General features: G+C 46.7%; 10 protein-coding genes. 1 reads left to right on the forward strand and 9 read right to left on the reverse strand.

The annotated features are described in order from the left end of the window. Nucleotides 1-123 precede the first annotated feature (123 nt). Nucleotides 124-354: a hypothetical protein gene (locus GWP40_RS09625; protein ID WP_212565154.1), complete on the forward strand. Its 231-nt coding sequence runs from the start codon at nt 124-126 to the stop codon at nt 352-354. 106 nt (nt 355-460) lie between these two features. On the opposite strand, the gene GWP40_RS09630 is transcribed toward GWP40_RS09625, so the two are convergent. The 9 genes from GWP40_RS09630 to GWP40_RS09670 all read right to left on the reverse strand — a co-directional run bounded on the left by GWP40_RS09630 (nt 461) and on the right by GWP40_RS09670 (nt 16579). Then, nucleotides 461-1045 carry a hypothetical protein gene (locus tag GWP40_RS09630; RefSeq protein WP_212565155.1) on the reverse strand — a complete coding sequence of 195 codons (585 nt, stop codon included), beginning with the start codon at nt 1043-1045 and terminating at the stop codon, nt 461-463. Between the two features lie 23 nt (nt 1046-1068). Next, nucleotides 1069-3771 carry a valine--tRNA ligase gene (locus GWP40_RS09635; protein WP_212565156.1) on the reverse strand — a complete coding sequence of 901 codons (2703 nt, stop codon included), beginning with the start codon at nt 3769-3771 and terminating at the stop codon, nt 1069-1071. A gap of 210 nt (nt 3772-3981) precedes the next feature. Further along, entirely contained in the window at nt 3982-4815 is an 834-nt protein-coding gene (locus GWP40_RS09640; protein ID WP_212565157.1) for an XdhC family protein, read from the reverse strand. Nucleotides 4816-4818: 3 nt separating this feature from the next. Next, nucleotides 4819-8274, reverse strand: a complete 3456-nt coding sequence (gene flcA, locus GWP40_RS09645) for a periplasmic flagellar collar protein FlcA (protein WP_212565158.1) — start codon at nt 8272-8274, stop codon at nt 4819-4821. A 165-nt stretch (nt 8275-8439) separates the two neighbouring features. Beyond that, the gene (locus GWP40_RS09650; protein WP_230974388.1) at nt 8440-9753 is read right to left on the reverse strand and encodes a M18 family aminopeptidase; all 1314 of its coding nucleotides are present in this window, start codon (nt 9751-9753) and stop codon (nt 8440-8442) included. Nucleotides 9754-9904: 151 nt separating this feature from the next. Next, entirely contained in the window at nt 9905-11761 is a 1857-nt protein-coding gene (locus GWP40_RS09655; protein WP_212565159.1) for a ribonuclease catalytic domain-containing protein, read from the reverse strand. After that, complete coding sequence (locus GWP40_RS09660) at nt 11748-13592, reverse strand: hypothetical protein (RefSeq protein ID WP_212565160.1); 1845 nt, start codon at nt 13590-13592, stop codon at nt 11748-11750. Before GWP40_RS09660 ends, GWP40_RS09655 begins: the two co-directional genes overlap by 14 nt. A 530-nt stretch (nt 13593-14122) precedes the next feature. Then, the gene (locus tag GWP40_RS09665; RefSeq protein WP_212565161.1) at nt 14123-15493 is read right to left on the reverse strand and encodes an MATE family efflux transporter; all 1371 of its coding nucleotides are present in this window, start codon (nt 15491-15493) and stop codon (nt 14123-14125) included. A 186-nt stretch (nt 15494-15679) separates the two neighbouring features. Then, the gene (locus GWP40_RS09670) at nt 15680-16579 is read right to left on the reverse strand and encodes a MinD/ParA family protein (RefSeq protein WP_212565162.1); all 900 of its coding nucleotides are present in this window, start codon (nt 16577-16579) and stop codon (nt 15680-15682) included. Nucleotides 16580-16593: the final 14 nt, after the last annotated feature.

A 16593-nucleotide genomic window follows, 5' to 3' on the forward strand; every position in this document is an offset into this window, starting at 1 on the left:
GCCGAAAGCCGGTTGACAGAGTAGTATTCTCTTATTATTATGCAGTTGCTGTTTACCGAACGGCGGCGTTTTACCTGTAAAGCGTTTTTATAAGATATTCCAAAACACAATGGATGGTTCACTATGAGTAACAAAGTTTCTTTCTTTTTCGGAAATCATTTCTTATCGACCGCGCCTTTCGATGATGATGATGATTTCGGCAATGATGATTTTGACGATGATTTTAGCGACGACGACTTTGATGATGATTTCGACGATGATTTTGACGATGACTTCGATGATGATTTTGACGACGGCGATTTTGATGATACCTATGACGATGACGACAGTTTTGACGACGACTTCGACGAATAAATTACGGAAATGAAAAAAGGAGCTGCTGAAAAACGGCAGCTCCACACACACGAGTAAACGTTATCCTATTGGGCAGCTGCAAAAACTCAAGTTTTAGAGGTGCCTGTTAAACAGAAGCAGTATCTTTGCGATGTTGATGCAGAAACTCAAAATCTGCAAGATATTGTAAACGGGACTGTACCAGATACAGCAATTCATTATACATATCAAAATTTACTTCCAATGCAATCGGAAAGACATATATCTCCGTTTCATTACAATACCGTTTAATAAACTCTGGGTCGTTGACAAACCCTAAACTGATCATATTGCTGATTCGGTCGGCGCACTTTAATACCTTTGCACGCTGTGAACCATGCCTAATAATATGCTGTAGATATTCGGGCTTTGTCTGCCCCGGCCGACGGGTAACTTCCATAACCAATTCATAGACAGCAGGAGATTCCGAGTCAATAGAGAGCAGTTCATTCACATTAAAATCAGGCACGTCTTCCAATACATCATGGACGATTGAGGCTTTAAGCAAAATACTATCGATATAGCCGTAGTCAATGAGCGTTGCCATAGTATCAAGCTGATGCCGGAACATATTGCCGCCTGCATGCCGAGCTTTTCCGCGAAGGCTGGTTGCCAAATGAATATAAGGGGCAAGATACATTCCTTTTAACAATGCTACTTCATGTTGTTCCATCTTCTTCTCCTTTTTCCCCTACTCTATACAAGGTCGTGCAAATACAGCGTGAACTTCTCAATCAGCCGTTCCGTTTGGCGCAGTTTTTCTCTTTCCCCTTCGACAACCTCAGCCGGAGCATGATCTGTAAAATTTGCATTAGAAAGTTTTGCCGTTAAACGGGACCGCGCCTGTTTTTCTTTTTCGAGTTCTTTTGTAAAGCGTGCAGCCAATTGACTGCGATCTACCTCGGTTCCGGTAATGATAAAGGCTTCAAAACCGGCTCCTACCGTCCCGATAGAATTTGCAGGTTTATCAGCAGGCGTTTCGATAAAGGCAATATCCGCGAGTCCCGCCAATAACTTAATTAAATCGATATTCTCAAACGCCGCCGCTGCGGGAGAGCCTGCTTCTATATAGAGCGCAATATGCAGTTTAAGCTGAGGATCGATACCGCATTCTGCTCTGAGCGCACGGATAAGCCGCACGATATTTTGCAGCGCTGAAAAACGCGCGGCTGCTGCCGTATCGATACGCTCTTCACAATAGACGGGATAATCAGCGGTTATCAGTGCCTTTGCACGGTGTGAAGCTCCGGCAGCGCAGTGTTCGGGAAGTTTGCGGTAAATTTCTTCAGTAACGAAGGGAAGCACAGGATGCAGCAGCCGGAGCGATTCTTCCAAAACGGCAAGCAGAACCGAGGTTATCCGGTCTTTTTCCGCATCATCTCCGCTCTTATAAGAAAGTTTTGTCCCCTCGACATACCAGTCGCAAAAGTTATTCCAGAAGAACTCATAAATGCCGTGCCCTACCTCGTTATAGCGGTACCCTTCAAAGGCTGCCCGCACATTTTTGACCGTTTCGTTGAGGGTATGGTAAATCCATCGGTCAAGCTCGGTTAATTCAGAGGCGGGAACGGGAACAATGCGCCGCCCTTCGAGGTTTCCTAAAATATAGCGTGAAGCATTCCAGATTTTATTGGCAAAGCGGGAGCCGAGTTTAAAGGATTCGTTATCGATAAGAATATCCTGCCCCTGCGTACACATAAAGGTGAGCGTAAATTTAAGGGCATCGGCGCCGTACTCATCGATAATATTCAACGGATCGATACCGTTACCAAGCGATTTGGACATCTTGCGTCCTTGTTTATCGCGCACTAAGTCATGCAGATAAACATCTCGGAATGGAACGGTACCGGTAAACTCAAGCGCCGCCATAATCATACGGGCAACCCAGAAAAAGATAATATCATGAGCGGTGATGACGGCGGAGGTCGGGTAATAGCGCTGTAAATCTTCGGTTTTTTCAGGCCAGCCGAGCGTCGAGAACGGCCACAGCCAGCTTGAAAACCACGTGTCGAGCACATCGCTATCCTGCTTGAGGGCGGCACTCTTACAGTGGGGACATTCGGTTACATCTTCTACCGAAACGGTCATCTTACCGCAGTCTTTACAATACCACACCGGAATTCGGTGCCCCCACCACAGCTGCCGCGAAATACACCAATCGCGGATATTTTCCATCCAATGGCTGTAGGTATTTTCCCATTTTTGCGGATAGAACACGAGTTCGCCTTTTTTCCACGCGGCAAGCGCCTTGTCTGCAAGCGGCTTCATTTTGACAAACCATTGCTCCGAAAGATACGGCTCTACGACGCTGTGACAGCGGTAGCAGTGTCCTACGGCATGTTTAATGTTTTCTTTCTCTTTAAATAAGCCCATCGCCTCCAAATCGGCAATAACCGCTTCACGGGCGGCTTTCACCGTCATGCCGCGGTATTTTTCGGGTACCGCCGCATTCAGCGTACCGTCAGGGTTTAATATATTGATAACTTCGAGATTGTGCCGCTTGCCGACTTCCCAGTCGTTAGGGTCGTGAGCGGGGGTTATTTTTACAGCGCCCGTCCCGAATTCCTTATCGACATAGCTGTCTGCAACAATCGGGATACAGCTGCCCGTCAGCGGCAGCACGAGTTTCTTCCCTACCAAATGAGTATAGCGGGGATCGTCAGGATGTACGGCAACCGCGGTATCGCCCAAAAGCGTTTCGGGACGGGTTGTCGCTATTTCGATATATTCCGACGCGGAAGGGGCACCGTTTTCATCGGCGAGGGGGTATAAAATATGGTACATTCCCCCTTTGGTCTCCTCATGGTCAACCTCATCGTCTGCAAGCGCAGTGCCGCAGGAAGGACACCAGTTAACCAGATAGTTGCCGCGGTAGATAAGCCCGCGTTCATAGAGGGTAACAAATACGGTGCGGACGGCATGGGAAAGCCCTTCGTCCATCGTAAACCGTTCCCGGGACCAATCGACAGAAGCGCCGATTTTACGCAGCTGATTGGTGATAATCGAGTGGTGCTTTTCTTTTACTTCCCATGTGCGTTTGAGGAAAGCTTCCCGCCCGAGGTCATGCCGTGTTTTGCCTTCCGCCTTTAGCTGACGTTCAACCACATTTTGCGTTGCGATACCGGCATGGTCGGTACCGGGTATCCAAAGCGTTTCATCACCCTTCATGCGGTGGTAGCGGACAACGACATCCTGCAACACGTTGTTTAAACCGTGTCCCATGTGAAGCACACCGGTTACATTGGGCGGAGGAATGGCTACGACATATCTATCGGTACTGTCAGTCTTTTTAACCGGCTTAAAACAGCCCTGCTTTTCCCAATCCGCATAGATTCTATCTTCAAAATCTTTAGGATTATATGCTTTTTCCAATTCAATCGTGTGCAATATGTCTTCCATGACGCCAATCTCCTGCTTCGCTTTTCTGCAATAAGTAAATATTTTAGTTATTTTTCGGTTATCGTTCAAGGGTGCGCGTGTAAGCGGATAAGTAATTAATTGGTCATGGGAAATAGTGAGGGGATAACTGAATCCTTTTATCTACGCATATCACATGTATTCATAATGCTTGCGATACGGTTGTATCCGGCAAAATATCCTCCCAAAAGCTTATCCGTGGCGGGAATCGGCGTAGCCGCTGCGGAGTAGTGCAGGATTTCCGTGGTGCTCCACAGCAATAAGCTCGGCGGCGATGGAAACCGCAATTTCTTCAGGGGTTTCTGCCCTGATGGGCAGCCCGATCGGTTTATAGATGGAATCGAGGTACTCTTTGCTGATGCCTTCATCGGCAAGCAGCTTTACCACCGCAGCATTTTTTTCAAATGAGCCGATCATACCGATATAGGCAAGTTTTTTACCATACAGGTACCGCAGTACATCCGCATCGCAGCGGTGCCCGCGAGTTACCGCAACGCAATATACGTTCTCGTGAAACTGTAGAACGGTGTGAGATGGCAATACGTCTTCTTTGGAAAACAGCTGCTCCAAGGGACAACAAAGCCGCCGCGCCGTCGGAAACAAATCTTCCGTAATACAATCGGCACGGTCATCCCAGACGGTAACGCGAAATCCGATAAAGGCAGCAACTTTTGCAAGCGCGCGGCCGACGTGTCCGCCGCCGAAGATAAATAGTTCAGGGTCATTCCCTATCTTTTCAAGATACACTTGGATTGAACCTCCGCAGGCAAGCCCTTCCTCTGCTGTAAGATTTTTCTTTATGATACAGGTAGCATCGCCTGTTTTCAGCATTTCACGTGCTTTTTTGATCACTTCATGTTCGGAAATACCACCGCCTACCGTGCCGCGGACAGCTTCCGCAGTTACCCACATCGACGTTCCGGCTTCTCGCGGAGAAGATCCATGCGCTTCGATAATTGTGCATAATACGCCCGTAATACCGTTTGCCGTATCGGCTGTAACATACTTTAAAATCTCGGTATCCATAGACTATTTATCCTCTTTTTGTTCCAGCGCTCTCTCGTTTTCGAGTATCATCGGTATATCGGTATAAATCTCTGATTGATACGAACTCTTTGTATTCAGCATATTTTGGGTATTCAAATAGGCCAAGCCGACCGATTTTGCACGGATCATCGTCTGAGGATTTCTGGTTAAAGCATCCCACGCACGGGTAGATTCCGCATACAGTGCAAGCGCACGTCCGTTCTTCTGAGAGTCGCCCGTTCGCTCGGACAATCTGCTCAGCGTTGCGCCCAAATTATTAGCCGTATGCATATAACGCTCAATAAACGCAACATCGTCAGGGCGAGTATTGGACAATGCTTGTTCTTTCCGCGCACGCTGTGCATTCAGCAAGCCTAAAAGCTCTTCATACGCAGCCAAAGCAGCAAAATAATCGCCACGCTTAAAGAACGCATTTCCAAATCCGTACAGCAAATTCTTATCGTGTGCTTTTTCTGCATACGCATGACTCATTGCTTCTATTGCCTGCCGGTAATTTTCCTGTTGATAGTGTATATAGCCGATTCGGTAATTCACCGATGGCGTGTTATACAGTTCTTTTACCGCATTTTGATAGCTGTCAAGCGCCGAATCAAAATTATATGAGATAAAGTAGTCGATGTCGCCGTAATCCGCATAGAGCTTTCCGATAGCTTTGTTCGGCGGCAGCGGTTTAAAGGCTGTATATTCGCGGTATATATTTAGCGCGTCAGCATAAAGGGTTTGGGCTTCAAGGTATTTTTTCTGATCTACCAACTGCTCTCCCAATAGGCGCATTGCATCGACATAATTACCGGTACGCCGTGCGGTCATCGGGGCGGCGGTTTTAAACAGCTTAATCGATTCGGTCAAATTTTCTATTGCACCGTCCTGCTTATTATTGTAGATAAAAAAGCGGCCTAAATTATAATACGCTTCCGGCATCGTTTTATCTGTCTGCACGGCTTTTTCCAACAGCATACGCACATCGTCGATTTTTGAGCGGAGTTTTTCCGAATCGAGCGGTTTAGGATTATACCGTTTTTCGAGCAAGTAACCGCTCAATTCAGTGAGATTTTCCGCGCCGATTTTCGTTATGCGGGAAGAGAAATGATCTTTGAGATTCAGCACTTCCGCCAGATTATCCGTGCGGATAAAATAGCGCATCATCCGTACAAGGAAGGTATCGCTTTCACCGTATAGCTCGATTAGTCGGCTGTAAACCTTTACCGCCTCGTCGTACTTTTCAGGATCTTCATCGGCCCAATTCATAAACACATCGCCGAGAGCGAGCATTCCATCCTTATCATTGACATAATGATCGAGTACGCGACGACGCAAAACCGCTTCAGCTTTTTCGTAATTACGCAGATCGGTACTCAACATATCGGCGTATTCCAAGCCGCCCTGCTTATCGTTCGCAAAGTCGTAAATGAGGCGGAGATACATTTTTTCCGCAGCGGTAAATTGTTTTTTCGCTCTAAACGCACGAGCATACGAAAAATACCATTTTTTCTTTCGCTTATAATCACCTGCCCGATTAAATTTTTCTATTGCAGTTTCATACTGCCCGTTTTCCAGATAGGAATAGCCGGTCTTATAAAAGGCTTCCGAGCGTATCGGTTTATAAATAAACTGCCATGATAAGACTGAAATACAAAATACCAGAATAAGCGCAATGGCAGACATAACGGCAACAGGCAAGAACCGATGCATAAACCAATATTTAAAGGTCTGTTTTTCCCGTTCATACTCTTCAACCGTCTTCCGTTGAAATCCGCGTGGAATAGGAATCGATCTATTGATTATCTTTTCGAGCTTATTGACAACTTTTTTAAGAGAATCTTTTTCCAGTACAAAGCGGATAAAATTCATCTTATTTTCAGGTCGGTCGTCGCCATTGGCGATATAGTCCTGAATAGCAAGCTGCACATTAAACGGGAAGGTTTCAAGCTTGTTTAAAAAATTAAAATAATCATCATCCGATATTGTTAACGCTTCGCCGCCATCCGAAGAACCGGTACTCTTGGCAATAACGGAATCGAACATCTGCGAGTGAGCATCAGCCGAAAAATCTTTAAAGTTATCAGGAAGATTGAATTGATCGTCAGCTACTTCCGTTATATCGCTGTCAAGCGGATTTTCTTCCAAAGAAAAACCGCTTTGATCCCCGCTATCGCCCTCCGGCTGGTTAAAAAAGGTATCGGTTATGTGCTCCGGCATACCGATTCCGTCAAAACCGACATCAGTACCGGCAATCGGTGGAATGGCAATCGGCGGAATACTGATAGGTTCGGTACTCGGAGTATCCATGCTAAACTCAAATGACGACGCATCCGCTCCGTCATCCGCCGATTCGGCTGGAGGATCATCCCTATTTTCGGAAAAGAGTGAAAGTTCATCCATATTGTCCAAACTATCGGATTCTTCCGTAGTACTGCCGCTTTCATCCTCATTGACAGTGGAAGCTGCTGAGGTATTGGACTGGGTGGTTTCATCGGATACCGGAAATTGAGCGGTTTCTTCATCATCATCCATATCAGGAACATCAAAATGAGAATGATCATCCACTTCATCCAAATCGCCGGAAACATCAGGATTGCTTGAAGCATCATCAGAAGAGGAATCAAAAGCCGATAAATCAATGTCGGGAATAGTAATATCAGGGATGGTACGCTCTTCTTGAAGCATATCTTCATCAGCCGGAACTTCATCACTTTCATCTAACGTTTCCACATCTTCCGGAATCGTATCATCATCAATCGTATCATCAGCCGGCGTAGATTCATTTGCTTTTATCGGTTCGGGCGCAAAATCAAAGGAAGAAAGCATATCGTCAAAATTAAACGGATCATCACGCTCCGTTGATGGTTCATCGGTAGCCGTAGATTCGGCGATATCGGAAGCATCTGAATCATCTCCGGAAAGATTGTCAAAATCAAATGAAGAAAGGAACGTATCCATGTCTGAGGTATCCGGCATTCCTTCTTCGTCAACGGGATACGCATCTCCGGTTACCACTTCGGGTTCGTCGGGCTTGGCGCTCGGTTCCTCGGCTTGAGGAGATTCGGTATCGACCGAATCATCTGCACCGGAAGGCGCAAGAGAGCCTGTATCGTCGATGCCATTATCGCCGAAATCGGTGGGAAAAGGGGTATCCATCGATATGTCGGGAGCATCCGTAACCGGCACCGTATCGAACATATCGGGAACCGATTCGGCAGCCTGTTGCGATGCGGGCATAGACTCGGAAGATTTGTCAACGGCATCATCAGCAGCAGCGGTTTGCTCCGGCTCCGTTGCAGGCAGTAAGGCATCGAGATCAATATCGGGAACCTCTTCCTGATTCGGCAGAGGGAGTTCATCATAGACTCGCTCGCCCCACCGAGCAGTTACTCCATCTTCATGAGCAATCTTTTTCAGATCTTCTCTAAACTTAGTAATTTCATTTAAATTCGGCATAAACGCGCACAAAAGCCCCTTTCTCTTGTAATTTCGGCATTTTTAGCATATATCTTAAGGAGCACCGTATAAGGGGTGCTTCAAAAGCCGTTACTTTTTCGAACATCCCCTTAGACGTTCCCGAAGGATGCGAAGCAAATCCAACCGAGTTTTAGAGATGCCTTATTACTCTTTATAATACTGATTAAACACCTGCGTGATATACGCTTGATCCGCAACGCCGCCCAGCTCGCGAATGGAATGCATCGACAAGATGGGGTTCCCGATATCGACCGTCTTAATCCGCAAGTTTGTCGTCGTAATCGGTCCAATGGTTGAACCGCCTTTTATATCGGAACGGTTGACAAAGTTTTGGCATGGAACGCCGGCCCTTGCACAGAGATCTTTAAATATCCCCGCCGAAATACCGTCGCTCGCATAGCTCATCGAAGCGGCAAGTTTTACCACCGGTCCGCCGTTTACAAGCGGGAAGTTGGTAATATCGTTTTTTTCGGGATAATTGGGATGGAAAGCGTGCGCCTGATCGGCGGAAATAAGGAAAGACCTGCTCAACTGCTGCTGGAACAGTTCAAACCACTGCTCACCTGCTTCACACTGGGCAATCGTAATTCGCTTGAGCGTATCCGCAAAGAACGGGCTACCGGCGCCCTGCATCGTTTCCGAGCCGACTTCTTCGTTATCAAAGATACAGGCGGCTTTTACATAGTCTAACGGAGCATCTTGCGCAATCAGCGCATCGAGGGATGCATAGGCCATACCGAGGTTGTCGATTTTTCCCGTCGAAAAAAATTCATCGGAAAGACCGCAAAAACTTCCGGGCTGCGTATCATACAAATAGAGGTCAAAGTCGAGGATTGTGCTCACCGGAACATGCAGCTGTTTAGATATCAGTGAAATAAGATATCCGTCCTTTTCAAACTTTTTATTGATGATACCGAGCAAGGGCAGCACATCTTTTTGACGTTCAATTTTATACCCGTCGTTTACTTCGCGATTCATGTGGATAGCGAGGTTCGGTATGATAAGCGGCGAACCTTTAAACGAGAACAGCATCTCTTGAGGCGCAAGCGGATCATCCGTCCGCACAACTACACGTCCCGCTGCGGAAAGCGGGCGATCAAACCATGTTGAAAGAATTGCCCCGCCGTATACTTCGGTATTCAGCTTGAGGTAATGATCTTGCACCGTTACTTCGGGATGCGGCTTTATCCGCAAACAGGGGGAGTCGCTATGGCTGCCGACAAGCTTAAATCCGCGCGCTTTCTTCCCGCGGCTCATCTGCCATGCGATAAGAGCGCTGCCATTTGCGGTTACAAAGTATTTTCCTGCGGGCTTTAAATCGAAAGCATCCGAAAGGTCAAGACGGGTAAAGCCGACCGCTTCGAGCTTTTTACCGGCATTTTCAATCACATGATACACCGACGGGCTTTGATCGATAAACCGCATCAGTTCACGGGCATACTGTTTTTGCATCGCCATACCTATACTCCTTAGGGGGTTACCCTGATTATCTTCTTTAGTATACCTGCCTTTTATAATTTTGGGAAGGTTGCGGGATGGAATTATCGGGTATCCTCAAGGAGCAGTTTCAGAGAAACCTGAGAAAGTATTGTTGAACGTGTAATAAAGCTTACACCTGTTCAAACGAGGCTTGCAGATAGGCAAGACGGATGCGGCGCACCTTTACGGTCAGTTCCTGATTGAGTTCCGGTTCGGCATCAAGCGTTATGTCGCCTTCATATCCAAGCGACGGAATAAAGATATGAGCCTTTTTGCCCATTGCCTCAAGCACAACCGCCGTCCCCCGCCAATCCGGATTTTGCAGCAGATACACGAGCGTCCAATGCTGACGGGATGCCCGTTCCGCAGAAACACAGGCGCGCCCTGCGACGTCCCCCGCCGCTATTTTAAGGATGAACTCTGCCGCAGGCGTCAGCGGTTTACCGTCAATATAGTTTAACAGCTGGCGATGACTGACCAAGTCCCCGTAGCGGCGGAGCGGGCTTGTTACCTGTCCGTACATAGCAAGCCCGAGCGCAGCGTGCATCGAAGGAATGGTACCCACGCTGCGCGGGCGCATGGCGCGCCGCTTCCGGTATTCCCCTGCAAGGCCGGACGGCAGCTTATTCGGCAGTTCGGGCGCCTCCTGACTGATGTACTGAAACGGAATGCTGTGCTGAAAGGCAAAACGGGCGGCAGCTTCCCCTGCAAGCAGCATCATCTCTTTAATCATTGCAGACGCTTCAGTCTGACCAATGGGCTGCACCCGCACCCGTTTTATGCCGTCCTGCTCCGCCAGCGTAATAGACACTTCGGGAAAATCGATGGATACGGCGCCTGCATTTTCCCGTCTGATGCGGTTTTTCTCTGCAATGGCAAAAAACGGAGCTAACGCGGGTGAATCCTTTTGCGCATCAGCTTCTTCGTACGTCATCCTAATAACCGAAAGTTTGGTACGGTGGATTGAAACCTCTTCGATTGCACCGTCACTACCGAGGAGCAGCTTAAAAGAAAGCGCATAAGATACGGGTTTTAGCCCGAGGGCAAAATAGTCAACCGCTTTTTCGCCGAGCATTCGAGCTGCCCCCTCAGGTGTATATAGTGTTGCGCCGCGAGCACAGGCATCGGCATCGCTTTGCGTATCCGCCTGAATGGTGTCGGCAGGGTTTGCAATGTGAATCCACAAGTATGTTCCGTCAAAAGAAACCGCATCGTCGGGATCGGTACTGCCGGGATTATCGATTGCATACGCAGGGATTGCCGTTAAATCGAACGGATCGGACGGAAACACAGGCGCGGTGATATCCGCCTTAGATGAATGAAGCGAATGGCCGAAGCGTGCAGGATAGGGATTTTTTTCGATAGGCCAAAAACCCGTTTTTAACAGAATCTCGTGCGCCTGTTCGGGAGTTTGCTCCATCTTTGCATCTTTTAATATTTTGGAAGCGGAAGAACTCCCCAAGGCGAGCGCCTCAAGCTCTTGAAAAAACGGCGTATATAATTCTTTACTTTCTGTAAACGGCTTTCCCTGCATACAGGCGCGAAGGGCTGCGATAAAATCCTGCCGCAGTTTTTCGGCCTGCGCTTTCTCCGTCTGCTTTTGATTAAGCCGCTCTATTTCCGCTTGCGTGCGAATACCGATCGGATCCGTAGGCGAAGTACAAATAAAATAGGGCGAACGACACAGAGCTTGCCACAACTGCCAGCTTTGCTCCGCCGTGTACGTTCCCCATAGCAGCTCCGCAAGCTCGGTGAAAGACGGCGTTTCTCCTTCAAAGAAATCCGCAGCTTCGCCAAAATCCGCAGCGGGAACTTCGGCATCAAGCGCCGCCTTAATGCTCCGGCATTCTCCGCTATGGAGCAGCACAATGTCTTTTTCGCGTACTTTCTTTGAACCGGATTCCAACGCAATTTCAAATTTATCAGCCTGTACATCGGTAATGAGCGCAGGCTGATTTTTATAGAGAACGAGATTACCTTTTTTCATTTATATTCCGAATAGTGATGTTCCGTATTTTGTTATTACCGTATACCACCTGTAGAAGATTTCCTTGCCGGTGATACATCAGTGCATCGCAGCTGCGGTACACCGCTTTTCCGCACACTTTTTCAAAACCATCACGAGAGTCGCCGGTGCGTATATCATTAAAGAGCGTTAACGATGACGGAAAACCGACACTCATCTGCAGTACCGCTCCGTCCCCGTCTTTAGAGCGTATGATAACTTCGGTATTAAGCAGTCGATACAGCCAGCGTTCGTTGTAATAATTGTAGATAATTGCAGACGGTCTATTCCACGCACTCAACAGTTTATCAACCGTATCGCCGACAGACACATTGCGGAGCACAATCGGAGTAACCGCTTCAGGTTCTTTTAAGATATCGGCAAGCCATTGCCTTTCTTTTGCAGCGCCTGTTTTATTGTTTAATTTTTTTAGGATACGGAAATAATTGCAGCGGATTAGCCGTTCATCGGCAGGAAATCCCGTCGTTACAAACAACACTTTACCGGTTGTTTTTCGAACAGATGAAGAGAGACAATCAGCCAGCAGCTGTTGCGCCTTTGTATAGTCTTTTCTTAGTAGAGACAACAGCGCAGCATAGTTTGCCCGCGCTGTTTTATCATCAGCACTCGTATGAAAGAGATCAGCCTGTTCTGCAATGCTGAGTACTGCATTCCGTTCATGAGTCAGCGGAGACGAAGCGAGTAGATACGCATACCCCGATGCGATTCCCGCCTCGTATATCATAGTAAGATAATCGCTATATGCTTTTTTTGCCTGCTCGTATACAGCGCTGTTACTCCGTGTCGGCATTGTCTTTGAAACGTAATCGGACTGTTCATCGTCATCATTTTCAAACATGAAATCCGCCGACTGAAAAAACGCAAACACCGATGCATTATCATACACTGCAGCAGGAAGAATAGTAGCCATCTCCGTATCCCGCTTATCAAGACTGCTTAGCCATGCTTGATGAGAAACGAGAGCATTCAGACGATTGATATAAAGGCTCTGCGGAAAGAGTTGCAGTAAATTACCCAACACAGTACGCGCATCGGCGGTTCCTCTGCGATTCTGAAGTGCAAATAGTACCCCTGAAATTTCTTCGTACAGATGCGTAATATCATCTCCGTTACTGTTTAACTGCTCAAACCGTACAGCAGGTTTTATGGAGCCGGTTGCAAATGATGCGAAGACTTTTGCCGTTTCCGTATCAGCGTAAAGTGAAGCCAACCGATTAAGCCATGCTTCCAATAACCCCTGAGGATAACCGGCAACATTAAGTAATACGCTTGCCATGATGTCGGCGGTATATAATTTTTCAGGAGAAAGCGAGATGATCTTAGCGGTACTGTAATAGTTGAGCGCAAACTGCGCCGTACACACTGCAGCGATAGGGGCAAAAAAATTCTCTCGCTCGTTATTCAAATTCCGTATCCTACGCGCAGAACCGGCGGTATCCATGAAAAGAACGGAATCGATATAATCCAAAAGACCGGTACTTACAAGAAATGTCCCGTCGGGATACATCATACAACGGGCATTTTTCCGGTCAGTTATAATTAAGCGCATCGTGCCGCGAAAGAGTTCGGTTCTGCGTATCAGCATAAAAAGAGATGTTTCGATAATGTTATACCATTCGCCAACTTCGTTCGCCGCTATTTCATGTGAAGAAGCCTCCGCTATTTCGTCGCGATACACCTGCATCAGCCGCTCACGGGTATACATTCCCTCCGTCAACGGATCCGTAAAACCGGAAATTGCAATAAAAAAAAAGGAAAGTAAAACAAGAACCGTTCGGCGCATATCTTTCATACGCTAAAGCATATCATAGCGACGCAAATATAGCAATCCACGGTAAACGCATCAGACTCCTTTTGAAATATACGGCACATCTACTGCGTTACCTTGCCAAAAGTGTACATCCTTGTACACTTTTGGCAGCGAGTTTCAGCATCGCTGAAACATCGCTTCTGATGGAACCAGCGGCATCCGTGCCGCTTCTGAATATCCTCAACGTATCAGTACCGCCACGGACGGCGGTGGTTGCAAGCAGTAGCAAGTTTTTCGCTAAGAAAAACTTGTCGTTAAAAAACGTACACGGATGTACGTTTTTTAACAGGCTATTTCAAAAGGCTAACGGAAAGTATATTTTTAACAATCTCCTGATTTTGCGATCTATATTTACTCGTCTGATGCGTTTGCCCTTCCGTAAGCCTTTTGAAAATAACGAGGTAGATACAAGGAGATAGGCAAAAAAGTACCGCAGGCGTATCTTTGATACGTTGAGGACACTTTTTTGCCGTACGACGCAGTAGATGCCTTGTTATTTTCAAAAGGAATGGTTAGTCGGTCACAGAGTGAAGCCATTTACCGGATCTAATCCGCCACAGCCCTAACAGCAGTTTGAGCGGCTCCTCACTAAAGAGGCACATATAGACGACCCACGGCGGAAGCGCGGTATGAATCGATACGGAATAGGCAAGCGGAATTGCAATCAGCCACATAATGAAGGTATCGCAAATCATGCCGAAACGGGTATCGCCGCCCGCACGCACCAGCCCTATCAGAATACACATGTTGCAGGCTTTGAGGGGATAACAGCAGGCCAATACGATAAAGAGCTTTTTAACCGTTGACAATACAATCGGTTCCACATTAAAGATAAACGGAACAAGATACGAAATGGGGATAAGCGCCGCGCCGATAAATATCGCAACAATCGGAATAAATAGCAGCACTTTAGCAGCATATTGCCGTGCATCACTGTCATGCTTTTCGCCTATTTTCTTTCCGATTAAAACACTCACTCCATTACCGAAGCCGATAAAGATAACCCATGTCAACTGCGAAATAGTATTGGTAATATTAAAGGCGGCATACGAAAACGTATTGATACTTGCAAAAATTTTATGATGGAATGTAATCCCGAAAGACCACAAGGTTTCGTTTAGCAATACCGGTAGTACGATTACAAGGTACACTTTTAAGAATTTAGCATCAAAAGTAAAGTGGCTTTTAAACGTTCCTAAAACGGGATATTTCCGATACTTTGTTACGGTAAAAGTAATAAAGAGTTCAACAAAGCGGGCAATAACAGTTGCGATAGCCGCCCCGCGAACCCCTAGTGCAGGAGCTCCGAATAACCCGAAAATTAAAACAGCGTTCAGCGTCGTATTGACAACCAAAGACACCAGTGTCGCACCGACTGCAATTTTCACCTTTTCGATGGAACGCAGCGTAATCATCAGCATAAAATTTATCGCAAAAGGAATAAAGCACAATGCCGATAGCCTCAGATATTGCACACCGGTTTCAATAACGGCGCTATCCTTTGTATACAGCGATAGTATTTCTTTCGGCATACTCACACAGCAAACCGTAAAGAAAACAGCGAAGAATACGGACACCAGCATAGAAATACCGAGCGTTTTCTGTAAGCCCTTAAAATCTTTTTTTCCCCAGAACTGTGCCGTAAATACCATGCTACCGGAACCGATACCGTATAGAATCAGGTTGAGCAAAAAAAAGAGTTGGTTCCCCAAGCCGACAGCCGCAAGCTCGATAGTACCGAGCTTACCGATCATCACCGTATCGAGGATATTGACAAAGGCGCTCAGAAAATTCTGTAGCATAATCGGGAGAGCGATTGTGAATAATGTTCTTAGAAAATTTTTATCAAAAAATACCGCCCTGAATCGCGCTGTCATCGTCATATACGCATTCTCTCCATCAATCAACAACCCCGACGCAAGCGTCGGGGCACACTGCTCAACGTTTCGCACTGTGTGTTCTATAAGGTGGTTGCAGTCGGCTTTAATACCCTTTGTTACGACGCAAGCGTCGGGGTATTAAACCCTCCGCACGAATAAACCAATAGACTTGATGTTTTAGAGGTTTTTCTATTCCGTTTCCCAGCGGCGTCCGAATAATTTTTTTACAAAGCCTGCAAAGCCGCCGGTTTCGGGAATTTCGGTTTTTTCCATACGTGATACAATGTGCTTTAGACAGCTTGCCGCTTTGCCGTTGGGCTCTGCAATAATAAAAGGTTTTTGTTTGAGGACAGCTTTTGTTACCAAAGGATCATTATAGATGAAGCCCAGATATTCAATTTTAAGATTTAAAAACTGTGCGGCAATGTTGATCATCCGATCTGCAATTCGCTTGCCTTCTGCCGCCGAATCAACCCTATTGATAATCATTTTAAGATTGAGGTTCATGTTATCGACTTCCGTTGCAATCACCTTTATGATACCGTAGGCATCGGTAATCGCAGTCGGCTCGGAGGTTGTGATAATAACTACCTCATCGGCAGCAGCGACAAAGCTCAGTACGTTCTTAGACACCCCTGCGCTCGTATCGATGATAATAATATCGACATCGGAAAGCGTATACATTTCGTTAATAAATTCATTGCGCTCCGCTTCCGCCATATTCGCAATCTTTGCAAAACCGGAAGCGCCCACAATCAGCTTAATACCGTATTCGGTGTCAATAATAATTTCCGACAATTTCTTCTGCTTTTTAATAACATGATACAAATTGTACTGCGGAATAACATTCATAATAACGTTGACATTGGCGAGTCCGAGATCGGCATCAAGCACAATAACTTTCTTTCCCATCTGAGCATACGCAATTCCCATATTGGTGGCGACGTTGGTTTTGCCTACGCCCCCCTTACCGCTGGTAACGGCAATAATGCGAGTCTTTTGCGCCGTATCCTGACTACTGCCGATAGCGTCAGCCGTTTTATGTATTTCTTTCATTAAAAGACGTAATCCGTCAGCTTGATCACCCATTCGTTTCTCCACAC

Origin of the sequence: Treponema vincentii, assembly GCF_018336815.1 — a bacterium.
Taxonomy (GTDB): Bacteria; Spirochaetota; Spirochaetia; order Treponematales; family Treponemataceae; genus Treponema.